Here is a 21051-nt window from a genome sequence, read left to right on the forward strand (position 1 = left end):
GGGGGCCGGTCGCCCGGGGACGGGGCGTCCGGGGGCGGGGCCGGGACGGGAGGGCCGGGCGCGCGGAAGTGTCAACCCGCCGCGGGACGGCCGTTCTTGAAGCGGTCCAGCGCGAAGTCCACCGCCTCGCGCACCGGGACCAGGCGGCTGACCGCCGCCCCCACCCGCCCGCCGCGCACCGCGCCCGGGGCCGCCGTGCGCAAGAAGTCCGCGCCGAGCGCGGCGAAGTCGTCGTCGTCCAGGGCCACGTCCTCGTAACTCCACCATGTGCGGCGGCCGTCGCGTATCACCACACAGCGGTAGGTCCGCCGCGGAGGGTCGGGCACCCGGTATTCGGCGAGGTGGAAGGCGCTGAAGGAGCCGAAGCCCGTTCCCAGGAGGAGGGCCCGGCCGTCCTCCTCGTACAGGCGGGCCAAGGGGGAGTCCTCGCCCAGGTGGCAGTCCTCGTGGTGACGGCACGTCAGGCGGGTGGCGGCGGGGCCGAGCGCCGTGAAGGACGTCTGCGGGTGCGCGCTCCGGACGGCTCCCGGGGTCAGCCGCACGGTCTCCGCCAGCCGGCCCATGCCCGGCGCCGGGGTCGACGGACCGAACGGCGGCATCGCCGCCAGGAGGGCCGCGTGCCCGGATTCCGGGAGCGCGGCCAGCCGGGCGAGATGGGCGCGGGAGGTGTCCGAGTTCTCCGGGGTGAACGACGGCACGACCAAGGTGCCCGCGCCGCCCAGTGCCGTGCGCAGCGCCTCCACCACCGCCCGCGCGCCGCCCGCCACCGGTCCGACCGCCCGCAGCGAGGCGTGGACCAGCAGGGCGCCGCCGGGGCGGACCCCCAGACGGCGGAGGTCGGCCGCCAGGCTCTCCGTGCACGCGGTGGCAGTCGTCACGGTCGGACATTGTCCGCCCAGGCCCCCCGCCGCCGGAAGGGCGCGACCGCTACCGACCGGATGTGACGGAACGCGTCAGCGCAGCGAGGGGATCTCGATCGCGGGGCAGCGGTCCATGACCATGTCCAGCCCGGCCTCGCGGGTGCGCGCGTACGCGTCCTCGTCGATCACGCCCAACTGGAACCAGACGGCCTTCGCCCCGACGGCGACCGCCTCGTCGGCCACCGCACCGGCCTGCGCGGAGTTGACGAAGACATCCACCACGTCGACCGGGAACGGGATCTCCGCCAGCGAGGCGTACCCCTGCTCGCCGTGGACCGTCTCGGCCTTCGGGTGTACCGGCACCACGCGCTTGCCGAAGTCCTGGAGCACCCGGGCCACCCCGTAGGCGGCCCGCGAGGGATTGGTGGACAGGCCGACCACGGCCCAGGTGTCGCCGCTGTCCCGGAGGATCCGCCGGACCGTCTCTGCGTCTGCGTACATGCACGCGACAACCCGCCGACCGGCCCCGCCATTCCCGCGGGGGGACTGTCGGCGGGGCCGCATAGGGTGGAGGGATGCAGGAGCAGTACCGGACCGTCGCCCGCGCGGGCGTGCACGAGAGCGAGATCAACCGATCGCGTTTCCTGTGTTCGCTCGCCCCCGCCGCCACTGAGCAGGAGGCGCAGGAGTTCGTCGCACGCGTCCGCAGGGAACACCCGGCCGCCACCCACAACTGCTTCGCGTACGTCATCGGCGCCGACGCCTCCGTGCAGAAGGCGAGCGACGACGGCGAGCCCGGCGGCACCGCGGGCGTTCCCATGCTCCAGATGCTGATGCGCCGCGAGGTGCGGTACACCGCCGCCGTCGTCACCCGGTACTACGGCGGCGTGAAGCTCGGCGCGGGCGGGCTGATCAGGGCGTACGGAGGCGTGGTCGGCGAGGCGCTGGACGCCCTTGGCACCCGCACCCGGCAGCGGTTCCGGCTGGCGACGGTGACCGTGGACCACCAGCGCGCCGGGAAGCTGGAGAACGACCTGCGTGCCACGGGCACCGCGGTGCGCGAGGTGCGGTACGGCGAGGCGGTCGTCATCGACGTCGGCCTCCCGGACGCCGGCGTGGAGGCGTTCCGGGCCTGGCTCGCCGACGCCACGGCCGGCGCGGCGGTACTGGAGCTCGGCGGCGAGGCCTACGGGGACGTGTGAACGGGGGCGGCGGCCCGGCGGGGCGGGCCGGAGGCGCGGGCCGGGCCGGGCCGGACCGGCCGGGGGTGCGCGGATGAGGGGCCGGCGGGCCACCGGCGCTAGGGTCTGCGGAGGCGTCCCCGCAGACCACCGCCGGGGCGCCGCCGGCCGCCGGACGGACGGCGGAAGAGCGTGCCACGGGGCCGGGAGGGCGGAAGACATGCGGGACACGAGCGGCGGAGCGATGCCATGAGGATTCTGCACACCTCGGACTGGCATCTCGGCCGGTCGTTCCACCGCGTCCCGATGCTCGACGCGCAGGCCGCCTACCTCGACCACCTCGTCAGCACCGTGCGCACCCACGAGGTGGACGCCGTCGTCGTGGCCGGAGACGTCTACGACCGCGCGGTCCCGCCGCTGTCCGCCGTGGAACTCTTCGACCGCGCCCTGCACCGGCTCGCCGGCCTCGGCGTGCCCACCGTCATGATCTCCGGCAACCACGACTCGGCCCGCAGGCTCGGCGTCGGCGCCGGACTGATGGGCCGGGCGGGCATCCACCTGCGGACCGACCCGGCCGCCTGCGGCACCCCCGTCGTGCTGGCCGACGCCCACGGCGACGTCGCCTTCTACGGGCTGCCGTACCTCGAACCCGCCCTCGTCCGCGACACCCTCAAGGCGCCGAAGGGCGGACACGAAGCCGTCCTCACCGCCGCGATGGACCAGGTCAGGGCCGACCTCGCCACCCGTCCGGCGGGCACCCGGTCCGTGGTGCTCGCGCACGCCTTCGTCGCGGGCGGCGAACCCAGCGACAGCGAGCGCGACATCACCGTCGGGGGCGTCGCGGCGGTGCCCGCCGGGGTCTTCGACGGCGTCGACTACGTGGCGCTCGGCCACCTCCACGGCAGCCAGCAGGTCACCGAGCGGGTCCGCTACTCCGGATCCCCGCTCGCCTACTCCTTCTCCGAGACCCACCACCGCAAGACCATGTGGCTGATCGACCTCGACGCCCCGGGCCGGATCACCGGCGAACGCCTCGACTGCCCGGTTCCGCGCCCGCTCGCCCGTATCCGCGGTCGCCTCGACACCCTGCTCGAGGATCCCGCGCTCGACGCCCACGAGCAGTCCTGGGTGGAGGCGACCCTCACCGATCCGGCCCGGCCCCCCGAACCGATGGCCCGGCTCCAGGAACGGTTCCCGCACGCCCTCAGCCTCGTCTTCGAACCCGACCGCGACCCCGACGACCCGGCCGGCTCCTACGCCCGGCGGCTCGCCGGACGCGACGACCACCAGATCGCGGAGGACTTCGTGGCGCACGTGCGCGGCGGCAGCGGACCGGACGCCCCCGAACGGGCGGTCCTGCGCGCCGTGTTCGACGACGTACGGGTGGACGACGCGGTGCGCGAGGTGTCGCGTTGAGGCTCCACCGGCTCGTGCTCACCGCGTTCGGCCCGTTCGGCGGGACCCAGGAGGTCGACTTCGACGCACTCTCCTCCGGAGGACTCTTCCTGCTGCACGGCCCCACCGGAGCCGGCAAGACCTCGGTCCTCGACGCCGTCTGCTACGCCCTGTACGGAGCCGTGCCCGGCGCCCGCCAGAGCCCCGGCACGACCCTGCGCAGCGACCACGCCGACCCCGCCCTGCCGACCGAGGTCCTGCTGGAGCTGACCGTCGGCGGCCGCAGGCTCGAGATCAGCCGCTCGCCCGCGCAGCCCCGGCCCAAGAAGACGAAGGCCGGCGGCTTCACCACGGAGAAGGCGCAGAGCCGGCTGCGCGAGCACGACCCCGGACAGGGGTGGAAGCCGCTCAGCAAGTCCCACCAGGAGATCGGTGAGGAGATCACCCGCCTGCTCGGCATGAGCCGCGAGCAGTTCTGCCAGGTGGTGCTGCTGCCGCAGGGCGACTTCGCCCGGTTCCTGCGCTCCGACGCCGAGGCACGCGGCAGACTTCTCGGCAAGCTCTTCGACACCCGCCGCTTCGCCGCCGTGGAGGAACGGCTCGCCGAACTGCGGCGCGCCGCGGAAGCGCGCGTCAGAGCGGGTGACGAGCGCGTCCTCGCGGTCGCCCAGCGCCTCGCCCAGGCGGCGGGCCCCGCGGCCGAGACCCCGGAGCCCAACGCCCAGCCCGGCGACCCCGGACTCGCCGGACAGGTCCTGGAATGGGCCGCCGTCGCCCGCGGCGGCGCCCGCGAGCGGCTGGACATCGCACGCGTCGTACTCGACGCCGCCGAGGCCCGGCACCGCACCACCCGGTCGGCGCTCGACGCCGAGCTGGAGACGGACCGCCTCCAGCGACGGCACGAGGAAACCCTCCGGCGCGCCGCGGGACTCGAAGCCGGCAGGCCCGAACGCGACCGCTGCCACGAGCGGCTCGAACGCGCCCGCCGGGCCGAGCGCGTCGCCCCCGCACTCGACCTCCGCGACGAGGCCGAACACGCCGCGGGACGGGCAGCCGCCGCGCGCGACCGCCATTGCGCGCAGCTCCCGCCCGATCTCGCCGACGCGGGAGCCGACCGGCTGGCCGCCGTCGAAAGGGACTTCCGGCAGCAGCTCGGTGCCCTCGACGCGGCCCGGCGGGCCGAGCGCCGGATCGCCGGGATCGACGCCGAGCGGGCCGCCCTGGACCGGGACGCCGGAGCCGACGACGAACTCGTCCGCGAGAGCGCCGACTGGCTCGACGGCTGGCCGGAAACCCGGCGGGCGCTGGCCGTACGCCTCGAGGCGGCACAGGACGCCGCCACCGTCGCCGAACAGCTCGCCGGCCGGCTCGCCCCGCTGCGCCGGCGGCTGGAGGCCGCGCGCCGCCGGGACTCCCTCGCCGAGGAGAGCGCCGCCGTCCGGAGCCGCCGCGACGACGCCCGCGAGCGGGCCCTCGACGCCCACGAGCACTGGCTCGGGCTGCGCGAGCGGCGACTGCGCGGCATCGCCGCCGAACTCGCCGCCGGGCTGACCGACGGCGAACCCTGCGCCGTGTGCGGATCGGTCACCCACCCCGAACCCGCACGTCCCGGCGACGGACACGTCGACCGGGCCACCGAGGAGCGGGCCCTCGAAGCCCACCGCGCCGCCGAACAGGCCCGCGCCAGGGCCGAACAGGACCTCGAAGTCGTACGCGAACGGTACGCGTCCGCCCAAGCGGAGGCGTTGGAGCCCCGGCCGGACGCCGACCCCGCGACCCCGGCCGCGGCCCGGTCCGGCACCGGTGCGGACACCCCGGCCGTGCGGGACCTGGAGAGCCGCGTCGCGGAGCTGAACACCGCGTACGCCGCGGCGCACCGCACCGCCGCCGGAACGCACGCCGCGCGCGAGGCGCTCGCCGCCGCCGAGCGTGAGCACGGTGAACGCCTCGACGAGGTCCGCCGGGCCGAGCGGCGCGCGGCCGGCCGGACGTCCCGGCGGGAGGCGCTCGACGAGGAACAGCGGACCCTGCGCGCGGACCTCGACCAGGTGCGCACCGGCGGCGCCACCATCGCCGAGCACGCCGGGCGGCTGGAGCGGCGCGCCGCACTGCTGGCCGACGCCGCCGAGGCCGTACGCGCCGAACAGGAGGCCGCCGCGCGGCGCAAGGAGGCCGACGGCCGGCTCTCCGACGCCGCGTTCCGTGCCGGGTTCGACACCCCGCAGGCCGCCGCCGCGGCCCTCCTCGACGCAGCCGCCCAGCGCGGACTCCAGGCCCGTGTCGACGCCTGGCAGACGGAGGCCGCCACCGTCGCCGACCGCCTCGCCGAGGCGGACGCCCAGGAGGCCGCGCGACAGGCCCCGGCCCGCCCCGAGGCGGCCCGCGCCGCCCACGACGAGGCGGAGAGGGCCCTGCGCCGCGCCACCACCGCGCTGGCGGCGGCCCGCGAGCGGTGCGCCGAACTGGACCGCCTCTCCGCGGCGGTCGACCGGGACGTGCGCCAACTGGGCCCGCTGCGGCAGGAGTACGAGCGGGTGGCCCGGCTCGCCACCCTCACCGCGGGCACCTCGGCCGACAACGAGCGCAAGATGCGGCTGGAGGCGTACGTGCTCGCGGCCCGGCTCGAACAGGTGGCGGCCGCCGCCACCGCACGGCTGCGGCGCATGTCCGGCGGGCGCTACACCCTGGTCCACTCCGACGCCCGCACCGGGAGCCGCCGGGCGGGCCTGGGCCTCCACGTGGTCGACTCCTGGACCGGCCGCGAACGCGACACCGCCACCCTGTCCGGCGGCGAGACCTTCTTCGCCTCCCTCGCCCTCGCACTCGGCCTCGCCGACGTCGTCACCGACGAGGCGGGCGGCATGCGGCTGGACACCCTCTTCATCGACGAGGGGTTCGGCAGCCTCGACGACCAGACCCTGGACGAGGTGCTCGACGTGCTCGACTCCCTGCGCGAACGCGACCGCAGCGTCGGCATCGTCAGCCACGTCGCCGACCTCCGCCGCCGGATTCCGGTGCAGCTCGAAGTCGTCAAGGAACGCGACGGATCGACCGTGCGGCACCGGGCGGGCTGAGCGCGCACCGCACCGCCGCCCGGCCGTCCTCGGGCCGATTGCGGGGCTGCTTCCGGGCCGGCTCCGCGGCGGTGCGTGGTCTCAGCGGCCGGGACGCGTGCCGTGGCGCCCGGCCGGGCCCTCCGTGCCGTCGCCGCCCGTCGCCGCGCTCACCGCTCGGCGGGGGAGCGGGGAGGAGTAGACCACGCTCGTCGTCACGGATCCGAGGGCCCCGACACGGCCGGTGATCTCTTCGAGGTGGCGCATCGAGCGGGCCGTGACCTTCAGATAGAAGCAGTCGTCGCCCGTGACGTGGTGCGCCTCGACGATCTCCCGCATGGCGTCCAGCAGGTCGTGGAACGGCTTGTAGTTGCCGTTCGGATACCGCAGCCGCACGAAGGCCAGGATGGGCAGGCCCACCCGCTCCGGGTCCACCGTGGCCGTGTAGCCGCTGATCACCCCCAGCTCCTCCAGCCTGCGCACCCGCTCGGTCACCGCACTCGGGGACATCGCCACGGCCCGCGCCAGCTCGGCGAAGGAGGCCCGCCCGTCGCGCTGGAGGACGTCGAGAATGCGGTGATCGGTGGCGTCCGGGGAATAATCGGTCATGGAATCAGAGAACAGGGATTTCCTCGCCGGATCAAGCCGATCGCCGGGGAACGCGCCTGTTCGCGGACTCCTGACCGGTCGAGAATTTCTGCATGACCTCATCGACCGCCTTCTCGGGCAACCCCGTGCTCCGCGTCCCGCCCACCTCTCCCGCCGCGGCAGCCGCCCACTTCTCCGCCTCACTCGCCTTCCACGCCGACGTCTCCGACGTCGCCGCCGCACTGGCCGCCGCGCGGGAGGGCGGGGCCGCCGGACCCGGCTTCGTCGTGGTGGACTCGCGCTCGACGGAGTCCTGGGACCAGGGGCACGTCCCCGGGGCCCTGCACCTGCCCACCGCACTCGTCGCGGCACAGGCGCCACTGCTGCTGGACCGTGCCGTGCCCGTCGTCACGTACTGCTGGGGACCGGGCTGCAACGGCGCCACCCGCGCGGCGCTCGCCCTCGCCGAACTGGGCTACCAGGTCAAGGAGATGCTCGGCGGCTTCGAGTACTGGGTCCGCGAGGGCTTCCCCTTCGAGACCTGGCGGGGCGACGACCGGCGCGCGGCGGACCCGCTCACCGCACCCGTCGGAACCGACGACTGCGGCTGCTGAAAGCCCCGGTACCCGCTGTGCGGACCACGGCCCTATGCCTTCGCCAGCGTGGTGAGCAGCGGGCCGGGGTCCGCGCCGGCGGGTAGGCCGCTCACCTGGCCGTCGCCGACCTCGACCACCCGCCGGACGCCGTCCTCGCGCAGGGCCAGGTCGGTCGCGACGAAACGGCAGCCGAGACCGCTCAGCGCCTCGCGTACCGCGGGCAGCAGCGGGCCCAATTCCTCGGCGGTGGGGGGCGGTGCGCCGGGGGTGTCGGGGTGTGCGGTCACGAGTACGGGTTCGCCGTCGAGCCACCAGATCCGGGCCTCCCCCTCCGGCACGAAGGCTTCGAAGGACCTCAGCACCACCCCGCCGGCGAGGAATTCTCCCTGGAGCTCGACGAAACGGCCCACGACGGCGGCGAGCCGTTCCCCGTCCGCCAACTCCGGTACGTAACAAGCCTCGTGCCACTCGTGTTTGCGGGACTTCACGAAGTCCTTCACGATGCCCGGCCCCCGCCCCAGAGGACGGGCGAGCGCGGCCCAGAAGTCCGCACCGGCGCGGTCCAGCTTCTCCACCGGCCCCTCGCACCAGACGCTGCGCGGCGTGATCCCGGCGAACGCCCCGTACCAGCCGGGGAGTTCGTGCGCGGTGCGGTACGCCTCCGGACGCGTGAACAACGCGCAGTCACGGGCCCGGAGCGCCCGGTCCAGCTCCGCGTACCGTGCCGACGTCACCATCCAGCCCCGGTAGACGTACGTCCCCGAACCGCGTGGCACGCGACGGACCGCCGCGACGGCGTCCCCGGCGACCAGCGCGTCGTGGTCGACCAGGGCCACGGCCGGCCCGGACCCCGGTGCGGCCCCCGACCCCCGCACGGCCGCGGCCTCCTCGGCGAAGGCGGGATCGGTGCGGCCGGGGCGCAACGGGTCGGAGCAGTACAGGAAACCGGTCACGGTAGGCCCCTCGGGGTCGGGGTCGGGGTCGGGGTCGGGGTGGGGGTGGGGCGGGGTGGGGAACGCGCCGCCCCGGGCGCCGGCTTGGCCGTGAACGCGGACGACGACGCGGGGCGGCGGGGCCGGGGGAGCGGCGGCCGGAACCGCCGCTCCCCGGACTCGGACGACGGTCAGAGCCTCGACAGTTCCTCGACGAGGTCGTCCAGGCCCAGCGAACCCTGCGAGAGCGCCGCCATGTGCCACGCCTTCGCGTCGAACGCGTCGCCGTGCGCCTTGCGCGCGTTCTCCCGGCCCAGCAGCCAGGCCCGCTCGCCCAGCTTGTAACCGATGGCCTGGCCCGGCATCGACAGGTAGCGCGTCAGCTCGCTCTCCACGAAGTCCGCCGGCCGGCCGCTGTGGTTGCCGAAGAACTCCTCGGCCAGCTCCGGCGTCCAGCGCTCGCCCGGGTGGAACGGCGAGTCCGCCGGGATCTCCAGCGCCAGGTGCATGCCGATGTCCACGATCACCCGGCAGGCCCGCATCATCTGCGCGTCGAGGTAGCCGAGCCGCCGCTCCGCGTCCGGCAGGAAGCCCAGCTCGTCCATCAGCCGCTCCGCGTACAGCGCCCAGCCCTCGGCGTTGGCGCTGACCTGGCCCACCGAGGCCTGGTAGCGCGAGAGGCTGTCGGCGACGTGCGTCCACTGCGCGATCTGCAGGTGGTGGCCCGGAACGCCCTCGTGGTACCAGGTGGAGACCAGGTCGTAGACCGGGAAGCGGGTCTCGCCCATCGTCGGCAGCCAGGTACGGCCCGGTCGGGAGAAGTCCTCCGAGGGGCCGGTGTAGTACGGGGCCGCCGCGCCGCCCGGAGGAGCGATGCGCGACTCCACCTTCTTCACCCGGTCGGCCAGCTCGAAGTGGGTCCCGTCCAGCGCCTCGATCGCCTCGTCCATCAGGCCCTGCAGCCAGGCCTGAACCTCGTCCACGCCCTCGATGTGCTTGCCGTGGACGTCGAGATGGGCCAGCGCCTCCCAGGGACCCGCTCCCGGAAGGATCTTCTCCGCCTCGGTCTTCATCTCGGCCAGCAGCCGGTGGTATTCCGACCAGCCGTACGCGTACGCCTCGTCCAGGTCGAGGTCGGTGCCGTTGAAGTAGCGGGACCAGCGGGCGTAGCGCTCCCGGCCCACGATGTCGGGGGCGCCCTCGACGGCCGGGGCGTACACGTCGCGCATCCAGTCGCGCAGGGAGGCGAGCGCGCCGGTGGCGGAGGCGGCGGCGTCGTCCAGCTCGCCGCGCAGGGAGGCGGGGCCGTCCGCGACGAAGTCCTGGAAGAAGCCGGTGCCGCTTCCCCCGGCCCATTCGGTCAACTGCTCCACGAACGTGGCGGTGGGGCGCGGGCCGCCGTACAGCTTGCGCTCCAGACCGAGGGCGAGCGAGGCCCGGTAGCCCTCCAGCGCGGCGGGGACCGCGCGCAGCCGGTCCACCACCGCCGCCCAGTCCTCGTCGGTCTCCGTCGGGGTCACGGTGAAGACCTCACGGAGGCTGTGCGCGGGCGAGTGCAGGTTGGAGACGGCCCGCAGTCCCTCCTCGGCGTCGTGCACGGCCAGTTCGGCCGTGAGACGCTCCCGCAGCAGCCGTCCGCACCGCCGCTCGGCGTCGCTGGACGCCTCGGGCAGCAGTTCGGCCGCGTCCAGCTTCCGGAGCGTGGCGCGGGCGAGATCGGCGACGGCCTGCTGGCCGGCCGGGGAGAAGTCGGGAAGATGGCGCGAGCTTGCGGCGACGCCGAGATAGGTGCCCAGGATCGGGTCGAGGTCGATGATCGCGTCGACGTACTCGTCGGCGACCTGGCGGGGCAGCGCGTTGCTCGAAGTGTCTGACATGCGGACATCCTCGTACGACGACGGCCTCCGCGTCACCTCCCCCCTCCTGGGCGGCCGGAAGAGGCGGGCGCGGCCCCCCGGCCGGCGCCCTCGGACCCGCCGTCCACCGGCCCGGCGGGACCCGCCGCCCACCGGCCCGGCCCGGAGGCGGCCCGGCCCGGGCGGACCGGATCCCGTCGGCCGGTTCTCGCGCCGGTCACCGCGGGGAGGCCGGGACGAGCGGCCCGCACTCCCACTGCTGGAAGATCAGCCGGGTCTCCACCCGGACCACCTCGGGGCACGAGGTGAAGTCGTCCAGCACGAGGCGCTGGAGGTCCGCGGCGTCCGACACCGCCACGTGCACCACGTAGTCGTCCGGTCCGGTGAGGTGGAACAGCGCGCGGGTCGCCGGGAGCGCCCTGACGCGTTCCACGAAGGGCCCGATCAACTCCCGCCGGTGGGGCCGCACCTGTACCGACAGCAGCGCCTCCAGGCCGCGTCCCAGCTTGGCCGGGTCGAGGTGCAGCCGGTGGCCGAGGATCACCCCCGAACGGCGCAGCCGGGCGACCCGGTCCAGGCACGTCGACGGAGCGACCCCGACCGTCTCGGCGAGATCGCGGTACGTCGTCCGGGCGTCGTTCTGAAGGACGCGCAGAATGTCGAGATCCACCGGATCGAGAGCGACGGAATCGGTCATCCGCGGAACGTAGCACGGGAGTTGTGCCCCATGGTCCGGTGGCTGTTCAGAGTGGGGGCCATGGATGACGACCTGAAGGTGTCCCCGGCCGCCCGCACCCGTGCGACGGACACCGAAGCCGTGCACGCCGGCCGCGACGATCTCGCGCTGCTCGGTCTGCACGCCCCGCCGATCGATCTCTCCACCACCTACCCGTCCTACGACTCCCGGCGCGAGGCCGGGCGCGTCGACGCCTTCGCGGCCACCGGGCGGGCGCCCGACGGCCCGCCCGTGTACGCCCGGCTGGACAATCCGACCACCGCGCGCTTCGAGACGGCCCTCGCCAGGCTGGAGGGGACGGAGAGCGCCGTCGCCTTCGCCAGCGGGATGGCGGCGCTCACCGCCGTTCTCCTCGGCCGCGCGAGTCTCGGGCTCCGGCACGTCGTCGCCCTGCGCCCGCTCTACGGGTGCAGCGACCACCTGCTCACCAGCGGGCTGCTCGGCACGGAGGTCACCTGGACCGACGTGGCGGGCCTCGCGCAGGCGATCCGGCCGGACACCGGACTCGTCCTGCTGGAGACCCCCGCCAATCCGACACTGGCCGAGACCGACGTCGCCGCCGCCGCCCGCGCCTGCGGATCCGTGCCGCTGATGGTCGACAACACCTTCGCCACCCCGGTCCTCCAGCGCCCGGCCGGTCAGGGGGCACGGATGGTGCTGCACAGCGCCACCAAGTTCCTCGGCGGCCACGGAGACGTGATGGGCGGAGTCGTCGCCTGCGACGAGGAGTTCGCCGGAGTGCTGCGCCGGGTCCGCTTCGCCACCGGCGGCGTACTGCACCCCCTGGCCGCCTACCTGCTGCTGCGCGGGCTGTCCACACTGCCCGTACGGGTACGGGCCGCGTCCGCGAGCGCCGCCGAACTGGCGCGCCGCCTCGCCGTCGACCCGCGCGTCGCCCGCGTCCACTACCCCCGCACCGGTGGCGCGATGGTCTCGTTCGAGGTCTACGGGGACCCGCACCGGGTGATCGCCGGGGTCCGTCTCGTGACACCGGCCGTCAGCCTCGGCAGCGTGGACTCGCTCATCCAGCATCCGGCCTCCCTCAGCCACCGAGTGGTGGCCGAGGGGGACCGGCACGCATCCGGCGTCAACGACCGGTTGCTGCGGATGTCGGTCGGCCTGGAGGACGTCGAGGACCTGTGGGCCGACCTGTGCCAAGCGCTGGGCGACGGTCGGGACGGGCCGAGCGACGCGGCCGGTACCTGACGCCGCCGGTTCCTGACGCGGCCGGTTTCTGACGCTGCGGGCCCGGCTCCGGGGTCCGTTCATCGTCGGCGGCGTGGAACCGGAGCGGTGGGCGGTGACTACCGGTCCTGCGTCCCCGGAGGGTTAGGGCTGGCCGGCGTTCCGGCCGGTGGGAGCCGCCGCACGCCGGTCGGTCCGCAGCCGGGCCGTGATCACCAGGGTCCCCTCCTCGATCTGGTAGTCGAGGGGGAGGCCCAGCCCGCGCATCGCGGCGACCATGCCGGTGTTGTGCGCCTGGGTGACGGCGTAGATGCTCTCGCAGCCCGCTTCCTGAGCGAGTCCGAGGAGGCGGCGCAGCAGTTCGGACCCGATGCCCCGGCGCTGCCAGTCGTCCTCGACCAGGAGCGCGACCTCGGTCTCGTCGCCGTCCCACAGCAGGTGCCCCAGGGCGACCACCTTGCCGGACGACGTCTGCACGGCGAGGGTGCGGCCGAAGCGCGGGCTGAGCAGGTGGTCCAGGTAGCGGTCGGCGTCGTGGACCGGGCCGTGGTAGCGCAGGCCCAGCGTGTGGGACGAGCAGCGGTCGTGCATCTCGCGGGCCGCCACGAGGTCGGCACGGTCCGCGCGGCGCACGGTGATCTCGTTGCCCTCGGCCAGGGTGAGCACGTCCTCGCTGCGCGGCACCCGGGGGCCGAGCCGGGCGTCGAGCTCGACCAGTGCCCGCGCCCGCGCGAACTCGGTCGGGGTGAACGGCAGGTAGGGGCGCTCCACGGTGATCGCGCCGCCCGACGGGTCCCGCAGGCGCATCACCGTCTCCTCCAGCACGCCCTCCACGGGCGCGGTCTCGCCGGTCGGCCGGCCGGCGAGGGACACGGCGGGCAGTGAGTGGATGGTGCACCGGCCGAGCAACTGACGCAGTGCGAGCGGGAGCTCGGCGGCGTCGAGCGCGGTACGGGTGGCGAGCCCCAGCACCCGCGTCGGGGTGTCGACGAGGTCGTGGGCGTCGGCCCGCTCGATCCAGGTGGACCGGCCGCCGGCCACGGAGGTCTCGCGGGTCAGTTCCGTGGCGGTGAGCCCGGCGGGCGCCCGCAGCAGGAACTCGTCGACGGTGCCGTCGGCCAGGGGGTGGGTCTGCAGCGTCAGGATGTCGATGCGGAGCCGGGCCAGGGTGATGCACAGGGCGGCCAGGCTGCCCGGGGCGTCCTGCACGGTGGTCCGCATCCGCCACAGGACCGTCTCCCCGGCGTCCGGCGCACCGGGAGCGGCACCGGGCGCCTCCGGGCCGGAACCGGTGGCCGTGCCGGAGCCGGTGGCCGTGCCGGTGTGGCCCCCGGCACCGCCACCGGCCACGGTATCGCCCGTACCGCTCGGTGGTGCGTGGCTGTGCCTGCGTGCCCACCACGTGTGGAACGTGGCCGTGGCGACGAGCGCCACGGCCGAGGCGATCAGCAGGTAGGGGCCGTCCGGCTGGTGCCCGACGAGATTGGCCACGACGTCGGCGACCGCCACGGCGGTGAACAGGGCAGCCAGCTCGATCAGGTCCCGGCGCCAGTGGTGCGGGCGGCGGGCGCTCTTCGCGGAAGTCACATCAGTCATGACCTCACTGTGACCTCCTGGTGTTGCCTGATCACGAACGCCTTGTGACCGATGGGTTAAGTGTGGATCTAGTCGCTTTTCGTCCGCTCTTGGCTGGTTTTCCCGGGCCGATATGGGCCCCGGCCTGATAAGGAGCGGAAGCCGGGCCGACGCCGAGGGGCGTGGCTGGGCGGGGGACGGCCGGGGGACGGTTGGGCATGGCGGGCTGGACGAACGGGACGGGTGGCGGGCACGTCACGCGGGGCGCGCGGGGTGCCGGGCGCCCGGCGAAGGGGCGGGGTGGATGCGGGGCGGGGCCGGACTCACTGCCCCGTGCGGCCGGGTTGCAGGGTCTGCGAGAACAGAACCGTGCCGCCCTGGGCGCGGAGGCGTACCGTCATCTCTCCGCCTCCGCCGTCGATCTCGACCTCTCCGAAGAACTGGGGGGACTCCATGGGAGAGACGTTCGCGCGCTCCGGGGCCCGGACGAACACCCGGTCCGGACCGAAGGTGCCGTCCAGCTGACTGGCCGGAAATCCGCCGGCGGCGAGCGGTCCGGAGACGAACTCCCAGAACGGCGCGAAATCCTTGAAGGCGGCGCGTTCGGGGAGGTAGTGCTGCGCGGACGTGTGGTGGACGTCCGCAGTCAGCCATACGGTGCCGGTGATCCGCCGGTGCTTCACGAAACGCAGCAGTTCGGCGATCTGCAGCTCGCGTCCGAGCGGGGCGCCCGGATCGCCCTGCGCCACCGCCTCGTAGTCCGTGGCGCCGTCGGGCACCACCAGGCCGATGGGCATGTCCGCCGCGACGACCTTCCAGACCGCGCGGGAGCGGAGCAGTTCCTGCTTGAGCCACGCGAGTTGTTCCGCCCCCAGAATGCCGGCGGTGTCGTCCGCCTGCCGACCGGGCGAGTTGGCGTTGCGGTACGAACGCATGTCGAGCACGAAGACGTCCAGCAGCGGGCCGTGCCGCACCACCCGGTGCATCCGGCCGCCGGCGGAACCGCCCCGCGGGCCCGGCACGGGGAAGTACTCCTGGAACGCCCGCCTCGCCCGGGCGGCGAGCACGTCCACGTCCTTCTCCGCGTAGCGGGCGTCGTCCAGGATCTGCCCCGGGTACCAGTTGTTGCGGACCTCGTGGTCGTCCCACTGGACGATGGAGGGGACCTGGGCGTTGAACGCGCGCAGGTTCCGGTCCAGCAGGTTGTAGCGGAAGTTGCCCCGGTACTCGTCCAGCGTCTCGGCGACCTTCGCCTTCTCGACCGTGGTGACGTTGCGCCAGACGCGGCCGTCCGGCAGCGTCACGCTCGGTTCGAGCACGCCGTCCGCGTAGATGTTGTCGCCGCTGCAGAGGAAGAAGTCGGGGTCGAGACGTCGCATCTCGTCGTAGACCACGTAACCGCCGATGTCGGGGTTGATGCCCCAGCCCTGACCGGCGATGTCGCCGGACCAGAGGAAGCGGACGCCGTCCGGCCGGCGCACGGGGGCGGTACGGAACGTGCCCACTGCCGGCTCGCCCGTCCGGCGGGGATCCTCCGGATCCGCCAGAGTGACCCGGTAATGGATCTGCTCGCCCGCCGGCAGTCCGTGCAGGGCGGTGGTTCCCGTGAAATCGGAGGCGGGTCCGATCAGGGGACCGAGCCAGGTGCGGGCGCGGCGGAACGACTCGGTGGCCGAGGTCTCCACGATCATCCGGGCCGGCCGGTCCGCGCGCACCCACACCAGGGCGGTCGAGGCCGTCACGTCACCGACCTGGACGCCCCAGGCGGCCGAGGGCCTGCCGGACCGCACGAACGCCGGCGCCGCACCGGCCTGCGCGGCGGGCAGAACGACGGCGGCGGCCGTGGGCAGGGCGACCCCGGCGGACGTGAGCAGTGACGTGCGAAGGACGCTTCGGCGGTCGGGGGAGGGGACCGGGGATCGGTGCGGCATCGAAGCGGCTCCAGTGTGCGGAGATACGGTGCCGGGCGGACGGTGACGGTCCGGCCGGCGTGGACGACCGTGCGCCGGACCATGCTCGGCTCCGCGGGCGGCCGTGGCATCAACGCCGGATGAACGGTGGCCCCTACGTCGTTCACGTCGAGCGTCGTTCACGTCGAGCGTCGTTCACGTCGAGCGTCGGCCGTCGGCCAACGGCCTCGTGCGTTGCCGGAGAGTCTCACGGTGGGTCGTTGGTTGGCCGACAGCGCTTCGCCCACGTCGGTGGCTCGGGTCAGGGCACCCGCTTCGGTTCGTCACGCCAGTTCGTCACGCCGGTTCGTCACGCGTGTGCGTTCGTATCTGTTCATCGGGATCGACCGTTCACCCCCGGGTTCGTTCGCCGCGGCCTGTCGCCCCGGCCGGATCAAGACCATGGTTGCCGTTGCCGTTGCCGTTGCCGTTGCCGTTGCCGCTGCCGCTGCCGTCGGCCGAGCCGTCACCGCCTCTGCGGTCTGCGGCGTCGGCCCGCGGCGTGCGGCCCGGTGCCTCGTCGCGGTCAGCGGCTCGTGTCGAGGATGACCCGTGACACCAGGGCCGGATCGTCGTTCATCGGCACGTGACCGCAGCCGGGCAGCCGCACCAGGCGCGCTCCGGGAATCGTCCGTTTGGCCCGCACTCCCTGCCTGCGCAGCAGGATCCGGTCCTTGGTGCCCCACGCGATGGCGACCGGAACCTCCGCGACATCGTGGCGGAACCCGGCCTCACGGCCCACTGCCAGGGTTTCCTCGAAGCCCGTCGCGTTCCGTAGTGCCAGGGTCTCGGCCACGACCGCCTCGGGCGAACGCCTGCCCGGCCTGGCGTAGATGGTGCTCGTCAGCGCGGCCCGGCCGGGGCCGCTCCGGGACAAACGGTCGATGAGCGGGAGCGGCAGCGCGAGCGCGCCGAGCCGCATGGCCCGCAGCGTCCCGAACGCGTACGCCCGCTCCCGCTCCGTCCAGAAGCCCGCGGGGGACAAGGCCGTGACGGAACGGGCGCGGCCCCGTCGGCCGAGTTCCAGGGCGAGCAGACCGCCGAGCGAGTTGCCGGCCACGTGGGGCCGTTCGATGCCGAGGGACCGGCAGAACGCGTCCAGCACCGACGCCACCGTCACCGCGTCGTACGTGAACTCGCTCGGGAGCGCCGGGGATGTGCCGAACCCGGGCAGGTCGACGGCTATGACGTCGCGTTCCGCCGCCAGTACGTGCCGCACCGGGTCCCACGCCTGGTGGTGATGTCCGATGCCGTGCAGCAGCAGCAACGGGGCGCCGGAACCCGTCCGTTCGTACGCCAGGTTCACCGTGTGCGGGCCCGAATCCGCCGGCTGCGGTGAGCCGTGAGGAGTGTCGCGGGGAGGCTGGACTTCGAATGAGGCCGTGGCGGGCATGCGGTCGCTCCTGACAGAGATGAGCGGAAAGGTAGACGTCTCGTCAACAACACTTACCGCCGAGTAGCCAGAGGTACAAGAGGGCTGTGGGCTCGATGGGTTGCGGAGTTGCGGAGTTGTGGGGTTGAGGAGTTGCGGGATTCCGGGGCGAGGAGCCGTCAGGTTGGTGGGGCGGAAGGACGGTGAGACGTTTCTCGGTTCACGCGTCCAGGGTTCCGCTGTGCGCTGTGCGGTGCGCAGTACGCCGTGTGCCCTGTGCGGGTGCGGTGCCTTCTCTGCGGGGCGGTGACCGCGTTGCCCCTGCAGAGCGGCGGCGCCAGTTTCCGGGCCTTTGCGCCCCGTGGGAGCGGCGGCGGGTTCACAGGTCTACGAACGCCCTGTGAACGCTCTGTGCTCAGGGACTCGTCACATGGTTCGCAGGGGGACGATTGGTCTTGACCAAGGGGGTGCATCGTCCTATGGTCTGAACGTTAAGTCAGGAACCTTTAATAAAGAACGTCGCGGAATTGGCCGCTCGGGATTGCGGAGGACAGGGTGGGGACCACGCAGTTGGAGCCGGTGCAGGAGCCCAAGTACTGGCACCTGAAGACCGTGCTCAGTGAGGCGCTCGACTCCGACTTCGCCGTGGGGGAGATCCTGCCCAACGAGCGTGAGCTCGCCGCCCGGTTCGGTGTCGCCCGAGCCACCCTCCGGCAGGCGCTGGAACAGCTCGAACTGGAAGGCCGTCTGCAGCGCCGCCGCGGGGTCGGCACCACGGTTGCCCCTCCGCGTGTGGGCGTGGCCGTCTCCACCGCTCAACGTGACTGGAACGGGGAAGTCGCCGACCAGGCGTGGCAGCCCGTCGACTGCGTCACGGGTGAGGTGCCGACCGCGGTGCGGAGTCTGCTCGGCTTCCGCGAGGAGCCGGGTACCGGACCGGTGTACGTGATTCGCCGCACCCGCGTCTCGAACGGTCAGCCGGTTGCCGCGGAACTGCTGTACGTTCCGGCTTCCTCCGTCCCCGACCTCTCCGCCATCGACGCCCCCGCCGGTCCCGCGCGGGCCCGCAGCGTCCTGCGCGAACTCCACCGCGTGAACCTCAAGGGTCAGGACCGTTCCGTCGAGCTCGGGTCCGCCCGCGCCGACGACGCCAAGGAACTCGACCGCCTGCCCGGCGCGCCCGTGCTTGTCGTCACGACCCGCTACCTCGGCGTCGCCGGAACCGCCGCCGTCTCCGTCGCCACCTACCGCGCCGACACCTGCCGCCTGACGTTCGGCGATTCCGGTGCCGTGGAGATCCGGCACGAGCGGCAGGAACAGCGCCGCGCGTCCTGAGACATGGGGCGGTCCACGCGGCGTAGCTCCGGGCGCGGCGCGTGGGCGGGTCGGACGGCCGTTGGGGCGTGGCGTTGTCACGTGTGCGGGCGGAGTGCGTGGCGGAGTGAGGCGTAAGTCGGACGCAGTCTCATCCGCGTCGTCCGCCCCGCTGCGCGAGTGCCACCGCGTGAACTCCAAGGGTGCGGAAAAGTCCCCGGCCTGTCGTGCCGTCACCGGACGTGGCGCGGGGCGCTGCGGCGACCGGACATGTCCGGGGCACTACGATCGCGGCGTGGCGATCACGTACGAATGGCGCGGCGCATTCGACAACGAGGTACTCGACGTACTCCACGCCGAGGGCTTCGGCGAGCCGGTGGTGCGGACCGACTGGCGAACGCGACTTGAGCGCCACAGTGTCGGATGGGTCTGTGCATGGCGAGACGATTCCATGATCGGGTTCGTCAACGTGGTCGGGGACGGCGGAGCGCACGCCTTCGTCCTGGACACGGTCGTCGCTCCGAGTTGCCGTGGTCAGGGGGTCGGTGCCGCGCTCATCGCGGCGGCCGTCGACGGAGCCCGTAGAGCGGAGTGCGAGTGGTTGCACGTCGACTTCGAGGACCACCTGCGCCCCTTCTACTACGATGCCTGCGGCTTCAGGCGGACAGCAGCCGGTCTGATCTCACTCTGACCTCTTCCGGTCCGTCGATCGTCACGGCCCGGCCGAGCAGCGTCCGCGTCCGAAGGCGGAGTCGGATACCGGGCTGAGGCTCCGACGCGCGAGGGCGGCACCGGCCGCACCGCATCGCCTGAGCGTGTGCAACCCGAGTCCGTACGGGAAACGCCCGCGCGACGCCGCACCCCCCACCCCGAACGATCCGAACGGGCACTGGCACGCCGAACCGGAACCCGCGCGTGTCTACGATGCGTGCCCCTAAGGGTCCCAGGTGCACGAAGTCGAGCCCGTGCGGGGCCCACCTCTGTGGAGCCGTGCCCGTACGGGGCCAAAACCGTGCCGGCGGAACTGCGGGTAGCCGTATCCATGCCGGGCCGAACGTGCTGCGGTGACGTACCCAGCCAGTGGGTCCGTACGACCCAGCGTCCGTACGACCCAGCGTCCGTACGACCCAGCGTTCGTAGGACCCAGGGTCCGTATGACCCAGCGGTCCGTACGACAGGTGCATTTTCGTGGGACCGCCCCCCGCTACCGCATGCCTCCGCCGCATTCCCAGCACAGGCCCTGACGGCACATGTACAGGGTCGTTCCGGTACGCGCGCTCCCTACCTGCGGGCGGTGACGGTGCTTTCGACGGCGAACAGTTGCTCTTCCACGTGGTCCAGCGCAAGCCTTAGCGCTCCGGTAGGAACGGCCGCCTCGCCCAGGGCCGACAGGGCCACCCGCGGCGGCCGCAGGCAGTAGCGCGCCAGTTCCTGGCGAAGGGGCTCCAGGACCCCGTCGAGTCCGGTGGCCCAGCCGCCGATGACGACGAGTTCGGGATCGAGTGCCAACGCGAGCGCTGCGACGTCGTGCACCAGCCGCTGGATGAATCGCTCCACCGCCGCCTGCGCCCCCGCCTCCCCGCGCCGTGCGGCGGCGAACACTGCTGCGACCGCACGCTCGTCCAGGGGGTCCAGTGGCGTATCGGTCGTCGACAACAGGTGCTCGGGGGTCACTTCCCTGCCGAGCAGATGCAGGGCTCCGATCTCCCCGGCGGCTCCACCGAACCCCCGGTGGAGCCTTCCTCCGATCAGAGCACCGGCGCCGGGACTGAGGCCCGCCAGTACGAAGACCACGTCGTCGGACTCGCTCGACGCGCCCTTCCAGTGCTCGGCCACGGCCGCGGCGTTGGCGTCGTTCTCCACCAGCACCGGACAGCGGAACGAGCGCCGCAGGCGCTCACCGAGCGGCAGTCCGGTCCAGCCCGGGAGGGCGGTACCGAGACGGACCGTTCCGTCGGCTTCGACGATGCCCGGTGTACCGACCCCCACCGCACGCAGACTGCTGCGGGAGACGCCGCTGCGCCGCAGGACGTCGGCGATCATCCCCCGCACCTGGTCCAGTCGCTCGTCCGCGCCGAGATGCTCGGACACTACCCGGGAGCCCGCGCCGATGATGCGGCCGTCGAGTCCCGCCAGCAGAGCGGACACCCGGTGGGCGCTGATCTCGACGCCGAGCAGGTAACCGGCTTCGGCCCGGAAACGGAACCTTCGGGCCGGCCGGCCCTGACGCCGTGCCTCCCCTTCGTCCGGCGTAGCCTCGACCACCAGACCGGCCTCGAAGAGGCCTTCCACGACTCCTTCGACGGTGGGGCGGGACAGGCCGGTGATCCGCGTGAGATCCGTGAGCGTGGGGGAATCCGCACCTCTGAGCGCGTGCAACACCACCGCGGAATTGATCCGCCGCAGCAACGACGGGTCTCCTCCGGTCAGCCGCCCCACGGTGTGTCCTCCCAGCTCTC

The 21051-nt window shown here is 73.5% G+C and carries 17 protein-coding genes; 7 read left to right on the top strand and 10 right to left on the bottom strand.

The window, feature by feature from the left end; translation table 11 throughout:
• Positions 1-71: 71 nt before the first annotated feature.
• Both Q0994_RS20250 and Q0994_RS20255 read right to left on the bottom strand, forming a co-directional pair.
• The gene (locus tag Q0994_RS20250; protein ID WP_299536957.1) at positions 72-878 is read right to left on the bottom strand and encodes an aminoglycoside N(3)-acetyltransferase; all 807 of its coding nucleotides are present in this window, start codon (positions 876-878) and stop codon (positions 72-74) included.
• A gap of 75 nt (positions 879-953) precedes the next feature.
• Positions 954-1361 (bottom strand): CoA-binding protein, encoded by a 408-nt coding sequence (locus Q0994_RS20255; protein ID WP_299536960.1) that lies wholly within the window; start codon positions 1359-1361, stop codon positions 954-956.
• A 74-nt stretch (positions 1362-1435) separates the two neighbouring features.
• Here Q0994_RS20255 and Q0994_RS20260 point away from each other — a divergent pair, with 74 nt between their 5' ends.
• The 3 genes from Q0994_RS20260 to Q0994_RS20270 all read left to right on the top strand — a co-directional run bounded on the left by Q0994_RS20260 (position 1436) and on the right by Q0994_RS20270 (position 6510).
• On the top strand, positions 1436-2062 hold the full coding sequence (locus Q0994_RS20260; RefSeq protein ID WP_299536961.1) for a YigZ family protein: 627 nt from the start codon (positions 1436-1438) through the stop codon (positions 2060-2062).
• Between the two features lie 228 nt (positions 2063-2290).
• Complete coding sequence (locus Q0994_RS20265; protein WP_299536964.1) at positions 2291-3457, top strand: exonuclease SbcCD subunit D; 1167 nt, start codon at positions 2291-2293, stop codon at positions 3455-3457.
• Complete coding sequence (locus Q0994_RS20270; RefSeq protein WP_299536965.1) at positions 3454-6510, top strand: AAA family ATPase; 3057 nt, start codon at positions 3454-3456, stop codon at positions 6508-6510. The genes Q0994_RS20265 and Q0994_RS20270 overlap by 4 nt, the downstream gene beginning before the upstream one ends.
• An 81-nt stretch (positions 6511-6591) precedes the next feature.
• Here the strand turns inward: Q0994_RS20270 and Q0994_RS20275 are convergent, their stop codons facing one another.
• Entirely contained in the window at positions 6592-7098 is a 507-nt protein-coding gene (locus Q0994_RS20275; RefSeq protein ID WP_299536968.1) for an Lrp/AsnC family transcriptional regulator, read from the bottom strand.
• A gap of 92 nt (positions 7099-7190) precedes the next feature.
• On the opposite strand from Q0994_RS20275, the gene Q0994_RS20280 reads away from it, so the two are divergent.
• Positions 7191-7691, top strand: a complete 501-nt coding sequence (locus Q0994_RS20280; protein WP_299536970.1) for a rhodanese-like domain-containing protein — start codon at positions 7191-7193, stop codon at positions 7689-7691.
• A 32-nt stretch (positions 7692-7723) separates the two neighbouring features.
• Here Q0994_RS20280 and Q0994_RS20285 read toward each other — a convergent pair whose 3' ends face one another.
• From Q0994_RS20285 to Q0994_RS20295, 3 genes are all read right to left on the bottom strand, one after another.
• Positions 7724-8626 (bottom strand): ATP-grasp domain-containing protein, encoded by a 903-nt coding sequence (locus Q0994_RS20285; RefSeq protein WP_299536972.1) that lies wholly within the window; start codon positions 8624-8626, stop codon positions 7724-7726.
• Positions 8627-8796: 170 nt separating this feature from the next.
• Complete coding sequence (locus Q0994_RS20290) at positions 8797-10482, bottom strand: DUF885 domain-containing protein (protein ID WP_299536974.1); 1686 nt, start codon at positions 10480-10482, stop codon at positions 8797-8799.
• Between the two features lie 196 nt (positions 10483-10678).
• On the bottom strand, positions 10679-11158 hold the full coding sequence (locus Q0994_RS20295) for an Lrp/AsnC family transcriptional regulator (RefSeq protein WP_299536977.1): 480 nt from the start codon (positions 11156-11158) through the stop codon (positions 10679-10681).
• Between the two features lie 60 nt (positions 11159-11218).
• On the opposite strand from Q0994_RS20295, the gene Q0994_RS20300 reads away from it, so the two are divergent.
• Positions 11219-12403, top strand: a complete 1185-nt coding sequence (locus tag Q0994_RS20300; protein ID WP_299536979.1) for a PLP-dependent aspartate aminotransferase family protein — start codon at positions 11219-11221, stop codon at positions 12401-12403.
• 123 nt (positions 12404-12526) lie between these two features.
• Here Q0994_RS20300 and Q0994_RS20305 read toward each other — a convergent pair whose 3' ends face one another.
• The 3 genes from Q0994_RS20305 to Q0994_RS20315 form a co-directional block, all read right to left on the bottom strand.
• Entirely contained in the window at positions 12527-13969 is a 1443-nt protein-coding gene (locus Q0994_RS20305; protein WP_299537270.1) for a GNAT family N-acetyltransferase, read from the bottom strand.
• Positions 13970-14280: 311 nt separating this feature from the next.
• A complete protein-coding gene (locus Q0994_RS20310; RefSeq protein ID WP_299536981.1) occupies positions 14281-15888 on the bottom strand; it encodes an alkaline phosphatase in 1608 nt (535 codons plus the stop codon).
• Between the two features lie 544 nt (positions 15889-16432).
• Positions 16433-17299 carry an alpha/beta fold hydrolase gene (locus tag Q0994_RS20315; RefSeq protein WP_299536983.1) on the bottom strand — a complete coding sequence of 289 codons (867 nt, stop codon included), beginning with the start codon at positions 17297-17299 and terminating at the stop codon, positions 16433-16435.
• Between the two features lie 534 nt (positions 17300-17833).
• On the opposite strand from Q0994_RS20315, the gene Q0994_RS20320 reads away from it, so the two are divergent.
• A complete protein-coding gene (locus Q0994_RS20320; protein WP_299536986.1) occupies positions 17834-18613 on the top strand; it encodes a GntR family transcriptional regulator in 780 nt (259 codons plus the stop codon).
• Between the two features lie 274 nt (positions 18614-18887).
• The gene (locus Q0994_RS20325; RefSeq protein WP_299536987.1) at positions 18888-19283 is read left to right on the top strand and encodes a GNAT family N-acetyltransferase; all 396 of its coding nucleotides are present in this window, start codon (positions 18888-18890) and stop codon (positions 19281-19283) included.
• A 590-nt stretch (positions 19284-19873) separates the two neighbouring features.
• On the opposite strand, the gene Q0994_RS20330 is transcribed toward Q0994_RS20325, so the two are convergent.
• Positions 19874-21031, bottom strand: coding sequence for an ROK family transcriptional regulator (locus Q0994_RS20330; RefSeq protein WP_299536990.1), 1158 nt, complete (start codon positions 21029-21031; stop codon positions 19874-19876).
• Between the last annotated feature and the right edge of the window lie 20 nt (positions 21032-21051).

Origin of the sequence: uncultured Streptomyces sp. (assembly GCF_947488945.1) — a bacterium.
GTDB lineage: Bacteria > Actinomycetota > Actinomycetes > Streptomycetales > Streptomycetaceae > Streptomyces.